Annotated in this window: 16 protein-coding genes; 8 read left to right on the plus strand and 8 right to left on the minus strand. The window is 33.1% G+C overall.

Annotated features, from left to right (window positions below):
• The first annotated feature begins 70 nt into the window (after positions 1 to 70).
• Complete coding sequence (locus AAC053_RS00555) at positions 71 to 1,093, plus strand: NAD-dependent epimerase/dehydratase family protein (RefSeq protein WP_339751502.1); 1,023 nt, start codon at positions 71 to 73, stop codon at positions 1,091 to 1,093.
• Here the strand turns inward: AAC053_RS00555 and AAC053_RS00560 are convergent.
• From AAC053_RS00560 to AAC053_RS00570, 3 genes are read right to left on the minus strand one after another with little or no spacing between them, the layout of a single operon-like run.
• The gene (locus AAC053_RS00560) at positions 1,090 to 1,566 is read right to left on the minus strand and encodes a DUF4296 domain-containing protein (RefSeq protein WP_339751505.1); all 477 of its coding nucleotides are present in this window, start codon (positions 1,564 to 1,566) and stop codon (positions 1,090 to 1,092) included. The two genes, AAC053_RS00555 and AAC053_RS00560, sit on opposite strands and share 4 nt — an antisense overlap.
• 1 nt (position 1,567) lies before the next feature.
• A complete protein-coding gene (locus tag AAC053_RS00565; protein ID WP_339751611.1) occupies positions 1,568 to 2,908 on the minus strand; it encodes a dihydroorotase in 1,341 nt (446 codons plus the stop codon).
• A 10-nt stretch (positions 2,909 to 2,918) separates the two neighbouring features.
• On the minus strand, positions 2,919 to 3,641 hold the full coding sequence (locus tag AAC053_RS00570; RefSeq protein WP_339751508.1) for a polyprenol monophosphomannose synthase: 723 nt from the start codon (positions 3,639 to 3,641) through the stop codon (positions 2,919 to 2,921).
• 155 nt (positions 3,642 to 3,796) lie between these two features.
• On the opposite strand from AAC053_RS00570, the gene AAC053_RS00575 reads away from it, so the two are divergent.
• Both AAC053_RS00575 and AAC053_RS00580 read left to right on the plus strand, forming a co-directional pair.
• Positions 3,797 to 4,447: a DUF4271 domain-containing protein gene (locus AAC053_RS00575; RefSeq protein WP_339751510.1), complete on the plus strand. Its 651-nt coding sequence runs from the start codon at positions 3,797 to 3,799 to the stop codon at positions 4,445 to 4,447.
• A 16-nt stretch (positions 4,448 to 4,463) separates the two neighbouring features.
• Positions 4,464 to 5,213, plus strand: coding sequence for a uroporphyrinogen-III synthase (locus AAC053_RS00580; protein ID WP_339751513.1), 750 nt, complete (start codon positions 4,464 to 4,466; stop codon positions 5,211 to 5,213).
• Between the two features lie 72 nt (positions 5,214 to 5,285).
• Here AAC053_RS00580 and pckA read toward each other — a convergent pair whose 3' ends face one another.
• Both pckA and AAC053_RS00590 read right to left on the minus strand, forming a co-directional pair.
• Positions 5,286 to 6,902 carry a phosphoenolpyruvate carboxykinase (ATP) gene (pckA, locus tag AAC053_RS00585; RefSeq protein WP_339751515.1) on the minus strand — a complete coding sequence of 539 codons (1,617 nt, stop codon included), beginning with the start codon at positions 6,900 to 6,902 and terminating at the stop codon, positions 5,286 to 5,288.
• A 65-nt stretch (positions 6,903 to 6,967) separates the two neighbouring features.
• On the minus strand, positions 6,968 to 7,357 hold the full coding sequence (locus AAC053_RS00590) for a DUF423 domain-containing protein (RefSeq protein ID WP_339751518.1): 390 nt from the start codon (positions 7,355 to 7,357) through the stop codon (positions 6,968 to 6,970).
• Between the two features lie 79 nt (positions 7,358 to 7,436).
• Between AAC053_RS00590 and AAC053_RS00595 the strand changes: the two genes are divergently transcribed.
• Together AAC053_RS00595 and AAC053_RS00600 are read left to right on the plus strand one after the other, a co-directional pair.
• The gene (locus tag AAC053_RS00595) at positions 7,437 to 8,801 is read left to right on the plus strand and encodes a saccharopine dehydrogenase C-terminal domain-containing protein (protein ID WP_339751521.1); all 1,365 of its coding nucleotides are present in this window, start codon (positions 7,437 to 7,439) and stop codon (positions 8,799 to 8,801) included.
• Between the two features lie 80 nt (positions 8,802 to 8,881).
• Positions 8,882 to 9,352 (plus strand): Lrp/AsnC ligand binding domain-containing protein, encoded by a 471-nt coding sequence (locus tag AAC053_RS00600; RefSeq protein WP_339751524.1) that lies wholly within the window; start codon positions 8,882 to 8,884, stop codon positions 9,350 to 9,352.
• Positions 9,353 to 9,448: 96 nt separating this feature from the next.
• Here AAC053_RS00600 and AAC053_RS00605 read toward each other — a convergent pair whose 3' ends face one another.
• Together AAC053_RS00605 and AAC053_RS00610 are read right to left on the minus strand one after the other, a co-directional pair.
• Positions 9,449 to 12,286, minus strand: coding sequence for a T9SS type A sorting domain-containing protein (locus tag AAC053_RS00605; RefSeq protein WP_339751527.1), 2,838 nt, complete (start codon positions 12,284 to 12,286; stop codon positions 9,449 to 9,451).
• 80 nt (positions 12,287 to 12,366) lie between these two features.
• Positions 12,367 to 12,894, minus strand: coding sequence for a tail fiber protein (locus AAC053_RS00610; RefSeq protein WP_339751528.1), 528 nt, complete (start codon positions 12,892 to 12,894; stop codon positions 12,367 to 12,369).
• A 181-nt stretch (positions 12,895 to 13,075) separates the two neighbouring features.
• Between AAC053_RS00610 and AAC053_RS00615 the strand changes: the two genes are divergently transcribed.
• The 3 genes from AAC053_RS00615 to AAC053_RS00625 all read left to right on the plus strand — a co-directional run bounded on the left by AAC053_RS00615 (position 13,076) and on the right by AAC053_RS00625 (position 15,595).
• Positions 13,076 to 13,510 (plus strand): hypothetical protein, encoded by a 435-nt coding sequence (locus AAC053_RS00615; RefSeq protein WP_339751530.1) that lies wholly within the window; start codon positions 13,076 to 13,078, stop codon positions 13,508 to 13,510.
• 611 nt (positions 13,511 to 14,121) lie between these two features.
• Positions 14,122 to 14,928 carry an ATP-binding protein gene (locus AAC053_RS00620; protein WP_339751532.1) on the plus strand — a complete coding sequence of 269 codons (807 nt, stop codon included), beginning with the start codon at positions 14,122 to 14,124 and terminating at the stop codon, positions 14,926 to 14,928.
• On the plus strand, positions 14,918 to 15,595 hold the full coding sequence (locus AAC053_RS00625) for a response regulator transcription factor (RefSeq protein ID WP_339751533.1): 678 nt from the start codon (positions 14,918 to 14,920) through the stop codon (positions 15,593 to 15,595). The genes AAC053_RS00620 and AAC053_RS00625 overlap by 11 nt, the downstream gene beginning before the upstream one ends.
• A gap of 48 nt (positions 15,596 to 15,643) precedes the next feature.
• On the opposite strand, the gene AAC053_RS00630 is transcribed toward AAC053_RS00625, so the two are convergent.
• Positions 15,644 to 16,339, minus strand: coding sequence for a zinc metallopeptidase (locus tag AAC053_RS00630; protein WP_339751535.1), 696 nt, complete (start codon positions 16,337 to 16,339; stop codon positions 15,644 to 15,646).
• Positions 16,340 to 16,431: the final 92 nt, after the last annotated feature.

A 16,431-nucleotide genomic window follows, 5' to 3' on the forward strand; every position in this document is an offset into this window, starting at 1 on the left:
TTATCTGCACAAAGATATGTTTCCACTTCAAATGACAAAAGACAATTTTAAAAAAGCGTAAATTAGCTTTATGATATTAGTTACTGGAGGAACAGGATTAGTTGGCTCACATTTGCTTTTTAAATTAATAAGCAACAATGAAAATGTGCGCGCTATTTACCGAAGAGAAAAAACATTGCAACGTGTTAAACATGTCTTTTCTTATTTTTCTGATGATGCTGAAACGCTTTTCGATAAAATTAAATGGGTTGAAGCAGATATCAATGACATACCAAAATTACAAGATGCGTTTAAGGGTATAACACATGTGTATCATTGTGCGGCCTTTGTCTCTTTTGAGCCCGATAAATACAAAACACTACGAAAGGTTAATATTAAAGGAACAGCAAACATAGTTAACCTCTGTATTAGTTATAGAGTTAAAAAACTATGTTATGTCAGTTCTATTGCTGCAATTGGGCATCATAGCGACCCAGAAAAATTTATCGATGAGCAAACAGCTTGGAATCCCGAAGATGATAACAGTGTCTATGCCATTACAAAATACGGAGCAGAGCTCGAAGTGTGGCGAGGCACACAAGAAGGTTTAGATGCTATAATTGTAAACCCTGGAATTATTTTAGGAGCAGGATATTGGAATGGTGGAAGTAGCGGTAATTTGTTTAAGCAAATCTATAAAGGCATGCGCTATTATGTAAATGGAGTTACAGGTTATGTAGATGTTTGGGATGCTGTTAATACCATGCACCAACTTATTGAAAGTGATATAAAAAATGAAAAATTCATTTTAATATCCGAAAACTTGAGTTTTAAAGCGTTTCAGACGAAAACGGCCAAAGCACTTAATGTTAAACCTCCTATGAAAGAAGCAAAACAGTGGTTATTAAACATAGCTTGGAGATTAGATTGGTTACAATTTAAACTTTTTAGCAAACGACGAAGTTTATCTAAACAAAATTCAAAATCAGCATTAAGTGTAACAAAATATAATAATTCGAAATTAAAAAATGCTTTAGATTTTGAATTTAAGCCTATAGATGAAGTAATAGTCGATGTAAGCAAATTATATCTTAAAGATCTTAATACAACTTAGTTTATAGCTATAGTATCTAAAACTTTGAATCTAAAATTTCTCTTTGGTTTTTTTACAGAGTCTTTCTTGCTTAATTTAATTTTATTAATAGAATCACGTTTACGTTTTGCGGCCTTACCTTCTATTTTTTGAAGCTCTCCAAACTCTTCTTTTTCTTTTTCTAACCTTGCCTTTACCTTATCTACAATGTCTTTGTAAACGTCAGTATTAAAAGCATAATAGGTATTACTATCTGCAAACTGCGCACTATCAATATTATATTTTGTTAAAACATAAGTTTCTGGCACAAAACCATTAGTTTCTAATAGTTTTCTATTCACACCTTTTGCAGCATTTATAATATATAAGTCATGAAGAATCTCTGACATTTTATTCTTAGATATAAGATTATCTGGTTTCTTTGGTTTATCATTCTCATTACAAGCTATAATCAAAAGGCTCAATACTATTAAAACACTTATCTTCTTAACCATATTATCTATTAAAAGTTAATCGCTGTCCTGCTTTAACGCCTAAAACTTTAAAATTGTTATATGCCAATTGGCCATTAACAAAAGTATGGGTTATTCTACTCTTAAACGTATTACCCTCAAATGGAGACCAACCACATTTATATAGAATATTGTCTTTATTAACAGTCCAAGGATTATTTAAATCCACAATAACTAAATCCGCATAATACCCTTCTTTTATATAACCTCGCTTTTCTACATCGAATAGAATAGCCGGATTGTGACATGCTTTTTCTACTATTTTCTCAACAGGAATTTTTCCTTGATGATGTGCTTCTAACAAAGCAACCAAAGCATGTTGTACCAATGGCCCTCCAGAAGGAGCACTGGTGTATGGATTATTTTTTTCTTCAAGCGTGTGAGGCGCATGATCTGTAGCAATAACATCAATTCTGTCATCTAAGAGTGCTTTCCAAAGATGCTTTCTGTCTTTAGCTGTTTTAACTGCAGGATTCCATTTTATATGACTTCCTTTTTTCGCATAGTCTTCATCAGAAAACCATAAATGATGCACACAAACCTCTGCTGTAATCTTTTTATCCTTTAATGGAATTTTGTTTGAAAACAGTTTCGTTTCTTTTCCTGTTGACAAATGAAACACATGCAATCTCGCACCTGTTTTCTTTGCTAACTCAATAGCTTTAGACGATGACAAATAGCATGCCTCCTCGCTACGAATAATAGGATGCTTTTCCATAGGAATATCATCTCCATATTCTGCTTTATATTTTGCTAAATTCTCCTTAATAGTTGCTTCATCTTCACAATGCACCGAAATCACCATATTGGTGCTTGAGAATATTTTTTCAATAACCTTTGGGTCGTCAACCAACATATTTCCTGTAGAAGATCCTAAAAACAGTTTTAATCCTGCTACAGTTTTAGGATTTACCTTTAAGATTTCATCTAAATTATCATTGGTGCCACCAAACATAAATGAGTAGTTAGCGTAAGATGAATTTGCTGCAATAGCAAATTTCTCTTCTAACCTCTCAACAGTCGTCGTTTGTGGATTGGTATTAGGCATCTCAATAAATGAAGTGATTCCGCCAGCCAAAGCTGCTTTAGATTCTGTTTCTATATTAGCTTTATGCGTTAAGCCTGGTTCTCTAAAGTGAACTTGATCATCAATCATTCCTGGTAATACATAATTACCTTCAGCATCGATGACCTTTATATCCGCAGATTTTACACTAATTGAAGAGTCTATTTCTTTAATAATGTTGTCTTCTATGAGAATATCTCCTTCAACAATTTTTCCTTCGTTGACGATTTTTGCATTTTTTATGAGGATATTTTGCATCATTTTTTTTCTACTTAGCAAATAAACTTTTCAATTTCAAACTTATCACACCAAAAATGGCTTCAGAAATAATACCACTACTCATTTTTGATTTTCCTTTGGTTCTATCTTTAAATAAAACAGGGATTTCAACAATTTTAAATCCTTTTTTATAGGCTTTAAATTTCATTTCAATCTGAAAAGCATAACCTACAAACTTAATTTTATTGAGATTAATAGCTTCTAGCACAGCTCTTTTATAACAAATAAATCCGGCAGTAGAATCTTTAACTTTCATCCGTGTAATAAACCTTACATATCGCGATGCTCCATAAGATAATATGATACGAGACATTGGCCAATTAACAACTGTAATCCCTTTAACATATCGCGAGCCTACTGAGATATCTGCATTGTCATCCAAACAAGCGTTATATAATTTTATTAAGTCATCTGGACTATGTGAAAAATCTGCATCCATTTCAAAAATAAAATCATAGGCTTTTTCTAAAGACCATTTAAATCCAGATATATAAGCTGAACCTAAACCGCTTTTTTCCTCTCGCTCTAATAAAAATAAACTACCAGAAAATTCTTGCTGTAATACCTTAACTGTTTCAGCCGTTTTATCAGGTGAATTATCATCTACAACTAAGACATGAAAACGCTTCTCTTGTAAAAATACAGCTCTAATAATAGACTCTATATTTTCAATCTCATTATAGGTAGGAATTATTACGATTGCGTCAGACATTAACTAACTTTTATACCCTCTTTTGAGTGGTGCTTAGAATTTTAACAAAAGTAAAGTTTTTAATGGATTATATGATGTAATTAACTTTTTTGATAGTTGTAGTTTAAACTTTTTGTTTTGTAGCGAAAATTATAGATTTTTTATAATTTAGCAGCATGCGTAATTTTATTACTTACGAGTGGTTTACCATCTTCACAATCATAGGATTGTTCGCTATTGTTGCTGCAAAAGTTCTCAATGCAATTAGATTTAATGATTTCTTATATGTTATAGGTAATTCTAAATACCTTAAAATCTATACCAAAGATCAAAAATTTATCGATCAATTTGATAGTTTTTTATTTGTTAACCTTGTCTTGTCCCTTAGTATATTTACTTACTTCACTTATTCTACGTTTATATCTCCATTAACGTTTGAGCTAGTTTTATTTTTAAAACTTCTTTTTGCAATATCTACCATAATTATTATAAAAACGCTTCTAGAGCGTCTTATTGGTAGTCTTTTTGAGATTGATGGTGTAATAGATAACTACTTGTTTCAGAAGACAACATTCAAAAATTACTCTGGCATCGTCTTTTTAATTGCCAACTTACTTTTGTTATATACAGATAAGTATGCAAATGTTGTTATAATAGCATCATTTGTTTTAATTTGCCTTATTAATCTCATAGGTTTTTTAACTTCATTTAAAAACTATCAAAAATTAATAAATTCCAATTTTTTCTATTTTTTGTTGTATCTTTGCGCTCTCGAAATCAGCCCTTATGTCCTTTTATATAAGGTAATTAGAGAGTATAACGCATAAAACACAAGGTTTAAGTATGAAAGTGAAAACGATTTTAGTATCACAGCCAGAGCCTAAAATAGAGAACTCTCCTTACTTTGATTTGCAAGAAAAGCAAAAGGTAAAAGTGGACTTTAGACCCTTCATCCACGTTGAAGGCGTATCATCCAAAGATATTAGACAACAAAAGATTGATCTTAGTAAATTTACAGCAATTATTCTTACAAGTAGAAATTCTGTAGATCACTTCTTTAGAGTAGCAGACGAATTGCGCTTTAAAGTGCCCGATTCTATGAAATACTTCTGCCAATCGGAAGCTGTTGCCTATTACTTACAAAAATACGTTGTCTATAGAAAACGTAAAATTTATGTTGGTAAACGTACTTTTGAAGAATTAACACCTTTAGTTAAAAAATATAAAGACGAATCCTTTTTATTACCTACAACAGATAAAGTAAAACCTGTAATTCCTGAAATATTAGATAGTCTAGGTGTTAACTGGAAGCAAGCTACATTTTACAAAACGGTAATTAGTGACTTATCTGATTTAGCCAATGTGTATTATGATATCTTAGTATTCTTTAGCCCTTCTGGCATAGAATCTTTATTCCATAATTTCCCAGATTTTAAACAAAACGAAACACGTATTGCTGTGTTTGGAAACACAACAGTAAATGCTGTTAAGGAAAAAGGACTACGTGTAGATATTTCTGCACCTACACCAGAGACACCGTCAATGACAATGGCTTTACAGAAGTATATTGATGCTGTTAATAAGGGGAAATAGTAAAATAACTATTATTTATATAAAAAGCGATTCTAAATTTAGAATCGCTTTTTTAGTTTTTTTAAGTTATTACTAAAACGAATAACGTTGTGGTCCTCCACGTCTCACTTCTTCAGACGCATATGACTCAAACTGTTTAAAGTTTTCTCTAAAGGCATTAGATAGTTTAAATGCCATTTTATAATACGCTTCATCATCATTCCATCTTGTTCGTGGGCTCAATACTTCTGTTGGTACACCAGGACATGTTCTTGGTTGTGCGACACCAAATACGGAGTGAATATGGTAATTTTCGTAATTATAATCGCTTAAATCACCATTTAAGGCTGCATTAATCATGGCTCTTGTGTACTTTAATTTCATCCGTGTTCCTACTCCATAAGGTCCACCTGTCCAACCTGTATTAACTAACCATACATTAACACCTGCGTCTAGCATTTTTTTACTCAACATATCAGCATATTCTGTTGGATGCAAAGGCATAAATGGTGCGCCAAAACAAGCCGAAAAACTTGGTACTGGCTCTACAACACCAGCTTCTGTACCAGCAACTTTTGCTGTATAGCCAGAAATGAAATGATAAGCTGCCTGACTTGGTGTTAGCTTAGATATTGGAGGTAATACACCAAACGCATCAGCAGTTAAGAAAAATATATTCTTTGGGTTTTTACCAATTGATGGTTTTCTAATATTATCGATATGGTAAATTGGGTAACTTACTCTTGTATTTTGTGTAATAGATGTATCAGCAAAATCTACATTGCCTTTATCGTCCAAAATTACATTTTCTAAAATCGCTCCTTTTCTAATCGCAGCAAAAATCTCTGGTTCTTGATCTTGAGATAGATTAATCACTTTAGCGTAACAACCCCCTTCAAAATTAAAAACGGTATTTTCTTTTGTCCAACCGTGTTCGTCATCACCAATTAAACTACGATTAGCATCCGTAGAAAGAGTTGTTTTTCCTGTCCCAGATAATCCAAAGAAGATAGCTGTATCGTCATCTTTACCAACATTTGCACTACAGTGCATTGGTAAAGTGTTTTTAAATACTGGAAGAATAAAGTTTAATGCAGAGAAAATACCTTTCTTAATTTCTCCTGTATAACCAGTTCCACCAATTAAAGCAATCTTTCGTGTAAAGTCTAAAATCGCAAAGTTGTGCTGACGTGTTCCATCTACTTCTGGATCTGCCATAAAACCTGGAGCGTTAACTACTGTCCATTCTGGCGAAAAATCCTTTAATTCTTTTTCTGTTGGGCGTAAAAACATATTATAAGCAAACATGTTACTCCAAGGATATTCATTAATAACCCTAATATTTAGCTTGTAGTTTTCATCAGCACAAGCATAGCTATCTCGTACATAAACTTCTTTCTCAGACAAATAATTTACAACTTTATCGTACAGCTTCTCAAACTTATCACTCTCAAACGGAATGTTAATATTTCCCCACCAAACTTTGTTCTCAGTAATGTCGTCTTTTACAATGAATCTATCCATTGGAGAACGACCAGTAAACTCACCTGTATTAACCGCTAAAGCACCAGAAGAGGATTCTACTCCTTGTCCTTTAGAAACAGTCTCAGCATGAAGTTCGTCTGAAGATAATTGATAGTTAACTTTTGCATTTTTAATTCCATATTGGTCTAACGAAATCGATTTCGTTGATTGGGTATGGTTTGCCATAATTTTTGTGTTGTTTAGTGGTGCAAAATTATCATTTTATTTTAAAATAACACACTCGATTAACATTAATCGACCTTACTTCTTATAATACCGATTAACATCACAACCCAAGCCGCAATTAGTAGCAATCCACCAATTGGTGTAATCATTGCAATAGTCTTAAAATCAATGCTTGAAAGTGCATTTGTAGCCAACCCATAGATAGAGCCAGAGAAGAAAATTAACCCAAAAAGCACCAAATGAAATATAGTTTTTTTCAGCTTTAAGCTAACAAAAGAAGTACTACCAAGTATTAACAACAAAAACGCATGGTATAATTGATAACGCACACCTGTTTCAAAAGATTTAATAGCATCAGCATCAACCAATTTCTCTAGACCATGTGCTGCAAAAGCTCCTAAAATGACACCCAGAATTCCTAAAACGGCTCCAGCAATTAATAATTTTTTTTTCATAATTAATATGATATTTAAGTCTAATACTTTTTGGATTTATTACATTCGCTCCACACAAAATTAGTCATATAAAACCATTATGCGAAAGATTTTAATCATTGGTGCTGGAAAATCATCATCATACCTCATAAAGTACTTACTAGACAAAACGCAATCTGAAAACCTCCATATTACCATTGGTGATCTTAACGTTGATAACGCTAAAAAATTAGTAGGCCGTCATGCCCAGACTGAAGTTATTCACTTAGATGTTTTTAATGCTAAATCTCGTACTGCTGCAGTTAAAAATGCAGACATTGTGGTTTCTATGCTACCTGCACGGTTTCATATTGAAGTTGCTAAAGATTGTATTAGACATAAAAAAAACATGGTTACCGCCTCTTATGTCAGTGAAGAAATGCAAGCCTTAGACGAAGATGCTAAAGCTAATGGTCTCATTTTTATGAATGAAATTGGTGTAGATCCAGGATTAGATCATATGAGTGCTATGCAAGTTATTGACCAAATTAGAGATAAAGGAGGTAAAATGATTTTGTTTGAATCCTTTACTGGTGGATTAGTAGCACCCGAGAGTGATAATAATCTATGGAATTATAAATTTACATGGAATCCGAGAAATGTGGTTGTAGCAGGACAAGGCGGAGCCGCTAAATTTCTTCAGGAAAGTCAGTTTAAGTATATTCCTTATGATCGATTATTTAGACGCACAGAGTTTTTAGAGGTTGAAGGATATGGCCGTTTTGAAGCTTACGCCAACAGAGACTCTCTAAAATATCAGCATGTTTATGGCTTAGACCATGCAAAAACTTTATACAGAGGTACTATGCGACGTGTTGGTTTCAGCAGAGCTTGGCATGTGTTTGTGCAATTAGGAATGACTGACGATAGTTACACTATTGATGATAGTATTAACATGAGTTATCGCGATTTTGTAAATGGCTTTTTGCCTTATAGCCCAACAGACTCTGTTGAACTAAAATTTAGACATGCTCTAAAGATTGACCAAGATGACATTGTTTGGGATAAATTTTTAGAATTGGATATTTTTAATTCTAAGAAAATGGTGAAGCTTGAAAAAGCTACACCAGCACAAATTCTACAGAAAATATTAATGGATAGTTGGACTTTAAGTGAAGATGATAAAGACATGATTGTGATGTACCATAAATTTGGTTACGAGCTTAATGGGGAAAAGCATCAGATTGATGCTACTATGGTAACACTTGGTGAAGACCAAACTTATACAGCTATGGCAAAAACCGTAGGTTTACCAGTAGCTATTGCCACAATGGCAATTCTTAATGGCAAGATAAAAACACCTGGTGTTCAAATACCAATTTCTAAGGAAGTTTATACTCCAATTTTAGAAGAACTTAACGCTTATGGTGTTAATTTCTCTGAAACCGAAGTCCCTTATTTGGGTTACAACCCACTAAATGCATAATAAGCCGTTTTAGCATATTATTGTTTCAAATTGAAATCATTTTCTTATTTTTAACTTTCAATTCATAAATAGAATTATACATGAAAGTTAATGATAAGGGTATTTACATCGATGGCATTGATAAAAAAATAATACGTGCGCTAATGGCAGATGCCAGGACTCCTATTCTAGAAATTGCACGTAATGTGGGTATTTCTGGAGCTGCAATTCATCAAAGACTTAAAAAACTTGAAAAATCTGGCTTATTAGCTGGTTCAAAATTTATAATTAATCCAAAGGTTTTGGGCTACACCACTATGGCATTTGTAGGTGTTTATTTAGACAAAGCGGTTAGTAATCCTGAGGCTGTGAAACAATTACAGAAGATTCCTGAAGTTATAGAATGTCATTATACAACTGGGCATTGGAGCATTTTTATAAAGATTTTATCTAAGGACAATGAGCATTTAATGCATGTATTGAATTCTGAAATACAGAGTATAAAGGGTGTATCGAGAACAGAAACTTTTATTTCTTTACAGCAGCAGATTAATCGACAGATTAAGATTTAATTCTTACAGTTCCTTTTCAATTTCAATTTATTTGGTATAATAAAAAAGAGGCAACCAAAAATTTAGTAGCCTCTTTTTATCACTAACTAACTATAATTAATTTTTAATAACACGAATTAATTTACTAGAGCTTCCTATTGAAACTTTAACAAAATAAGCACCAGACTCTAATCTAGACATATTTAAGTTTCTAGTTGCAACATTAGGTGTTTGAGACATTACAACTTGTCCTAGCATATTATATACCTTAATTTCTGATATATTTTCTCGAGAATTAAGTGTTAATACATCATCAACAGGATTTGGAAAATAGCTGAATGAATTATCATCAATTCCTGGAGTGGATAGTGTAGCATCTGAAACAGTGATATTAAAAGTTCCTTCAACTCTTCTAGCTATAGCTACAGGAGCAACACCATCACTCCATACTCTAATATAGTAAACCGCATTTGGTATTAACCCTGTTAACTCTACTGTTTCTCCACCATTATTTACAGAACAAGCAATACTATCTGCATCTAATTGTGAACAATCTAATGACGAGTAAACTGCAACATTTGCCTGATTAGAGTCACCAGTAATTACAGTTGTAATAGTTGCCTGCCCAGAACCAAGTGCTTGGAATGTGTACCAAACATCAGAATGGAAATTGAAAGAATCACAAGTAGTATCATCTAAATTGCTTGTAGAATCATCTGTCGCGCCAGCTGTCGTTTCTCCAAATAATGTTACACCGAAACTAAGGGGTGTTGCACTAGCGCATAAATCATTTCCTGGTGCTGGAACAGTAGGGACGCAGCTCACATTGAGTTCATAACTACCGACACTAGTACTTAAAAACCCATCTATCATTATGTAATACGTAATATTTGGTTGTGCAGTAAAAGTCACTTGAGATTGATTTGCACAAAATTGATCATTAAACGTTACTTGATTTGTTTGTAGACAATCGTCAAATACTCTAATAACTGTATTAAAGCTTGAATTACAAAGTGACAATGTTACATCTTGTAAAACAGTATCTGTAAATGAATAAAACACATCTGTTGCAGCATCATTACCACTGTTAGTTGCACGTAGTGTAGTACCTATAACGGTGTCTCCACAAGTAACAGCAATCGCTCCTGTACATTCATCATTTACAGGTGGTGGGCAAGTATCCTCAATCGCTCCCAAATCTACATTACATCCTGCATCAGTACCATGTTGTAACGTAAAGTTTATTGGTGTCCCAATTGGGTATGGCCCAAATGCTACAACTCCTGTCGTTAAAACCGGTGTTACTGTTGCTCCGTCAGAAATCGATGGATTACCATTTCCTAAATCAGTAACATTTACTTCTACAAAAAACTCTCCCGTTGTACAATCTTGACTCGACACAACAGCTGTCGCCATTGGTGGCCCACAGGTATCAACAATATCAACTTTTATATTATGAAACCCAAAATCAATTAAATCATCTGCATCATTTGGAACAATATTAAAACTAGAGATATTAGTCGCATTGGTTGTACTTGTAATGGCAATCGCTCCCGAACCTAATGGGTAAGCTGTAGGAGTAGATATATAAGCGTTATCTTGATTTGTAACCGATATTGTACCAGCTTCTAAAGTGTCATAATCTAACCCTTTAAATGTAAAATTAGTTGGGTAACCGTTTCTTGTAATCGTTAGTACAAATGGCTCTATTGTGTTTGCGCCACCAGAACCAAGGTAAAAAACCAAATCTGTACCATTTAAAACATCAAGTGTTTCGCTACCTGGATGATCTACTGTTAAAACATAAGTATCTCCATCTTTTACAATAGTCTCTGTAATGTTAGTAACATTATCTACTGCCGTATCTATAGTAAAAATAACTTCAGAACAAGTGTCTGAAACTGTTCCTAAGCTTACATCACACGTTGTATCAATACCATGTTGTAATGTTAGTGCTACTTGCGTACCTATTACGTAAGGACCAACAGTAAAACTTCCTATAGCTGCTATTGGAACAGAAGTTGTCCCATCAAATAAAGATGGACTACCACTTCCTAAATCAGTGATATTAATATTAATATTAAATGTCCCTGTAACACAATCTTGAGCACCTAAAACAGCTGTCCCAATGGGAGAAACACAAGGTGGCGGACATGTATCTGCAACAGTACCTAAATCTACATTGCACGCCACATCACTACCGTGCTGTAATGTGAAATTTATTGGTGTACCAATAGGATATGGCCCTAAATTTGTTACTCCCGTTGCTGTAACTGACGTCGTTGTTGTACCATCAAAAATTGCTGGACTCCCACCTCCCAAATTTGTAACATTTACATTAACAAAAAATTCTCCAGTGCCACAATTTTGACTAGCAAAAACTGCTGTTCCGACTGGTGGGACACAAGGTTGTACGATATCTATATTTATATTATGAAATCCGAAATTAACTAAATCATTAGTAGTACCTGGAATTATGTTTACTTCACTTATGTTATTAGCATTACTAGTATTTGTAATATTTAATGTGCCAGATCCAACAGCATAATTAGTTGGATTTGAAATAAGATCACCATTTTGATTTGATAAGGAAATAACTCCTGCACCTAGAGTATCATAATCTATACTATTGAGATTAAAATTAATAGCAATGCCATTTCTTGTTAGTGTTAAATTAAAAGGTGCTGTGGCAGCTGTTGTCGTACCTAAATAAAATATAAGATCTCCACCTCCTAAATTGTCTAATGTTTCGATATCTATAGGGTGGTCAATGGTTAACACATATGTATCTCCACCACTTACAAGTGTTTCGGTAATATTCGTACCATTATCTACTGCTGTATCAATGGTGAAATTCAAATTTTGAGCTTTAATACTATAGGCTGTTAAAAACAAAAAACAACATAATAAGATGCTGTAGAATTTTGTCTTTTTAAAATTGTAATTGTTTTTCATAATGTATGGATTTTATTAATAATGAAGGATACCATCAAACTATTTTGATGGCATCCATTACTTTAAAATATCTGTAATTATTAATTTCTAGGCGGATATATACCATCTAAAGCAATAATATAATTAACACCTTGGTAAGGCTGCATATTGTTATGTGCTTGTCCACCTCCAGATTGACCAACAGCAATTCCATCTGCAGCCATTTGAGCATTTTTGCCCAAAGAATAAGACCCTCCCTGTGCATTATATGCATTTGTAGGGTCTGGCACCGCAACACCACCTCTTGGAAGTGGACTTACTGCCTCAATAACAGCTGTGTGATCGTGAGTAGGCATTTGAGTTTTGTTAAGCGTAACGTTAGCTTCACCTCCTTTTTGCCCTAGTCTAATCGATGGTACACCAGGTCCTGTTCCAGCATGGACAGCAACACGCCCTCTTAAATCTGGTAACCCAAAAGTTGTTCTTCCATCTCCACCATAAGTGGTTCCTAGTATTGAGAATAATGATTGGTATTGAGAAATTGCCAATAATTGCCCATCGCATAATGCCCAACTTCTTGGTGCAAAATTCCCTCCGAACATCATAATCTGTCCAATAAACTGTTCCATAATAAATTTTGATTTTTAATTGGTTATATAGGTTACAAATTTGACGCAAACTTGTGTAAAATTTTACCGCAGAATCACTTCAACTCAAAAACGAGTAGAAATACCTGTTTTTAATTTATAGGTCATTTTATATAGGCTTTATCACTAACTTTAACCAAACATTAATTAATTATATTTTATTATGAACACAAAACTAACACCGCTCACAATCCCAGTAAAACAAACACAAGACTGGTTAAAAGAATGGCAAAAAACAAATGCAACTTGCGCTAAAGCCTTTTTAATACCAGTTTCTGACTTAGTAGCTGCTTTCAAAGAAATGGGTGTAGTAACTGAAGACTCCAAAGGAACTCTAACAGTTAATTCTACATTAGACAAAGGTGTAAGAGCTTATGTTGGTATTAATCCTGATAGCGCAAAACGTGGTATGAATGATGGCTATGGTAATGGCCTTTTTATTGTAGGTACCGAATTAGTAGGAAATGTGCATAAAGATATCGTAGAGGGTAATAAAGATGTAAACTTAAGTAAAATGAGCGGCACAGGTATTTATGATTTTATTAAACCTTGTCCAAACAATTGTGATCTAACAAGTCCCTTATACAACCTGAAATAATATTTAATGGAACAAATTGATGATCTTTTTGAATATGTTAGTATACTTCTGATTTTCATTAATGCGTGCCTTTATATTTGGAGCTATAGAAATTTCAATAAATCTATAGCTCTTAAATATTTTAGTGTATATCTCTTAATAAGTTTCACTATCATATTGGCAAGCACAATAATGGCGAAAATACCAATGAATAATTTGTATTTATCTCATTATTATTTTATAAGTCAATTTATACTTTTATCACTTTTTTACAGGTCACTTTTTCTTAAAAAACAAAAAAAATTAGTTGTTTATTTTTTATTCGGGATCCTTTTTGTTTTAGCGTTTAAATATTATCTAAAACCAAGTTTATATTTTAAATTTAATATACTTGAAATATTTATAACTTCATTTCCAATAATTGTATATTCAATTATTCACCTATACAATTCATTAAGTAGAAAAGGAGAATACATGTTTATAAACTCTGGAATATTGATTTATCTAACCATAAGTACTTTAATATTTATTTTGGGAGACTACTTGTCTGGTCTTAACAATGGAACTATTAGTTATATATGGATGATTAACAAGACTTTATATATTGTGTATTTAGTATTAATTTTAGTCGAATGGAAGAAACTCAATTTGCAAGCCAAGAACAAGTCATAGGAGCTCTTGTTTATGGTATCATTTTTTTGGTTCTAGTCACCATAGGTCTTATTCTCTTTTTCTATTACTCTAGACGAAAAATCATTAAAAAGGAAATTGAAAAGGTTAATATTAAGCTCGACCATCAAAAGAAGATATTACAAACCACAATTAAAGTTCAAGAGAAAGAGCGCAACCGCATTGCTCAAGATTTACACGATGCAATTAGCTCAAAGTTAAATGTAGTGAGCTTAACAACAAACGTTTTAATTGAAGATGATACAGTAAGCTCAGAACATAAAGAAGCATTAAACCATATTTTAGACATTACAACACGCACTTTGGAGAGTTCTAGAAAAATAGCACATGAGCTTATGCCACCTATTTTAGATAAGTTTGGTTTAAAAATAGCGCTAGAGGAGCTGTTTGAAGAGTTTACGTCTAACACGTCTATTCAAATAGATTATAATATAGACCAAATAGGAGACCTTAATAAAAGTAATGAACTCCACATATTTAGAATAACGCAAGAACTGATTAATAATGCGCTAAATCATGGTAAAGCAGATACACTACAAATGGAACTCAAAAATGAAATCCAAGGATTTATATTGATTTTTAAAGACAATGGCATCGGGTTTAATACTGAGGTCAGCAATAAAAAAACTGGTATTGGATTACAAAACATAAAGAGTAGAGTTGCCATTTTAAATGGTGAACTATTTATTGAAAGTTCAAAACAAATAGGAAGTACTTTCACTATAAACTGCAAATCTTATGGAAACTAAAATCACAATCGCTTTAGCCGATGACGAACTCTTGTTTAGACAAGGAGTTATTGCTATATTAAATAAGAATAAAAATTTAAACATTTTATTTGATGCTGATGATGGTGTACAACTTATGGAGCAATTACGGATAGCCGAAAAATTACCAGACATTGTAATAACGGACTTAAAAATGCCCAATCTCAACGGTGTAGAAACTACAAAGTTGATTAGAAAAGAATTTCCGGATATTAAAATTATTGCCCTAACTAGTTACTTTAGTAAACCTTTTATTGTAAATATGATATCTATAGGTGCAGTGGCTTATTTGGCCAAAAATAGCACACCTTCTCTAATGATAACGACTATAGAGGAAGTTGCCGAAAAAGGATTTCACTACGATCAGAAGGTTATGAAATTTATTCAAGAGAGTTTAATTAGTCCATCTAATAAAAGGTTGAAATCTAACTTTGACACCACTTACTTTACTAAACGAGAGATTGAAGTTTTAGAGCTCATTTGCAAACAATTTACTACAAATGAAATTGGAGATAAGCTATTTATTAGCCCAAGAACTGTAGATGGCCATCGTAATAATTTACTACTAAAAACAGAATCTAAAAATGTGGCTGGTTTGGTGGTTTATGCAATTCAGAATAAATTAATAAGTTTAGACGAAAATTTATAAGGAAAAAGCCCTGATTTCTCAGAGCTATTTAATTATACATCTTAAGTATTAGTCTCTCCCACCAAACACTTGTAGCGCCCAAAAAACTAAAGAAGCTAGCGCACCAATGGCAGCAACTAAATACGTTCTTGCAGCCCATTTAAGTGCGTCTTCAGAACCTTTGTATTCCTCTTGTGTCACCATATTTTTATTCTTTAACCAAGCTAAAGCTCTATTACTTGCGTCGTATTCTACAGGTAATGTGATGAAGCTAAACAATGTTGCAAAACCCATCATTACTAAACCTGCTACAGCAACCCAATAACCAAGACCTATACCTGCTGCTGCTCCTAAAACAAGCCCTCCAATAACAACCCATTGCGACATACCAGAAGTTACGCTTACTATTGGCACGAGTGCAGAACGCATACCCAATGCACTATAAGCTTGCGCATGTTGTACGGCATGACCACATTCGTGAGCAGCTACTGCAGCTGCAGCTGCATTCTGCTGATTATATACCGACTCACTTAAGTTAACCGTTTTATTTTTAGGATTGTAATGGTCTGTTAATTGTCCTGGTGTAGAAATGACTTCAACATCAAAAATACCATTATCAGCTAGCATTTTTTCTGCAATCTCACGACCACTTAAACCATTACGCAACTGCACTTTAGAGTACTTAGCAAATTTCTTTTTTAAATGATTACTTACCAACCAACTAACTAAAGTAATGGCTCCTATTAATATATAATATCCAAACATAATTTTAAATTTTTGTATTGTAAATCTAATAAATGTATTGCAAAAAATGCGCCAATTTTTTGATAAGAAAAATTGTCATATTTATATGTCAT

The sequence above is a fragment of the uncultured Winogradskyella sp. genome, from assembly GCF_963975125.1.
Lineage (GTDB): Bacteria > Bacteroidota > Bacteroidia > Flavobacteriales > Flavobacteriaceae > Winogradskyella.

Bases quoted from the DNA above. Each gene is read 5' to 3' on its own strand.
- pckA (WP_339751515.1), bottom strand. From the start codon at position 6,902: ATGGCAAACCATACCCAATCAACGAAATCGATTTCGTTAGACCAATAT.
- AAC053_RS00595 (WP_339751521.1), top strand. From the start codon at position 7,437: ATGCGAAAGATTTTAATCATTGGTGCTGGAAAATCATCATCATACCTC.
- AAC053_RS00555 (WP_339751502.1), top strand. From the start codon at position 71: ATGATATTAGTTACTGGAGGAACAGGATTAGTTGGCTCACATTTGCTT.
- AAC053_RS00570 (WP_339751508.1), bottom strand. From the start codon at position 3,641: ATGTCTGACGCAATCGTAATAATTCCTACCTATAATGAGATTGAAAAT.
- AAC053_RS00625 (WP_339751533.1), top strand. From the start codon at position 14,918: ATGGAAACTAAAATCACAATCGCTTTAGCCGATGACGAACTCTTGTTT.
- AAC053_RS00620 (WP_339751532.1), top strand. From the start codon at position 14,122: ATGGAAGAAACTCAATTTGCAAGCCAAGAACAAGTCATAGGAGCTCTT.
- AAC053_RS00580 (WP_339751513.1), top strand. From the start codon at position 4,464: ATGAAAGTGAAAACGATTTTAGTATCACAGCCAGAGCCTAAAATAGAG.
- AAC053_RS00560 (WP_339751505.1), bottom strand. From the start codon at position 1,566: ATGGTTAAGAAGATAAGTGTTTTAATAGTATTGAGCCTTTTGATTATA.
- AAC053_RS00615 (WP_339751530.1), top strand. From the start codon at position 13,076: ATGAACACAAAACTAACACCGCTCACAATCCCAGTAAAACAAACACAA.
- AAC053_RS00590 (WP_339751518.1), bottom strand. From the start codon at position 7,357: ATGAAAAAAAAATTATTAATTGCTGGAGCCGTTTTAGGAATTCTGGGT.
- AAC053_RS00610 (WP_339751528.1), bottom strand. From the start codon at position 12,894: ATGGAACAGTTTATTGGACAGATTATGATGTTCGGAGGGAATTTTGCA.
- AAC053_RS00605 (WP_339751527.1), bottom strand. From the start codon at position 12,286: ATGAAAAACAATTACAATTTTAAAAAGACAAAATTCTACAGCATCTTA.
- AAC053_RS00565 (WP_339751611.1), bottom strand. From the start codon at position 2,908: ATGCAAAATATCCTCATAAAAAATGCAAAAATCGTCAACGAAGGAAAA.
- AAC053_RS00575 (WP_339751510.1), top strand. From the start codon at position 3,797: ATGCGTAATTTTATTACTTACGAGTGGTTTACCATCTTCACAATCATA.
- AAC053_RS00600 (WP_339751524.1), top strand. From the start codon at position 8,882: ATGAAAGTTAATGATAAGGGTATTTACATCGATGGCATTGATAAAAAA.
- AAC053_RS00630 (WP_339751535.1), bottom strand. From the start codon at position 16,339: ATGTTTGGATATTATATATTAATAGGAGCCATTACTTTAGTTAGTTGG.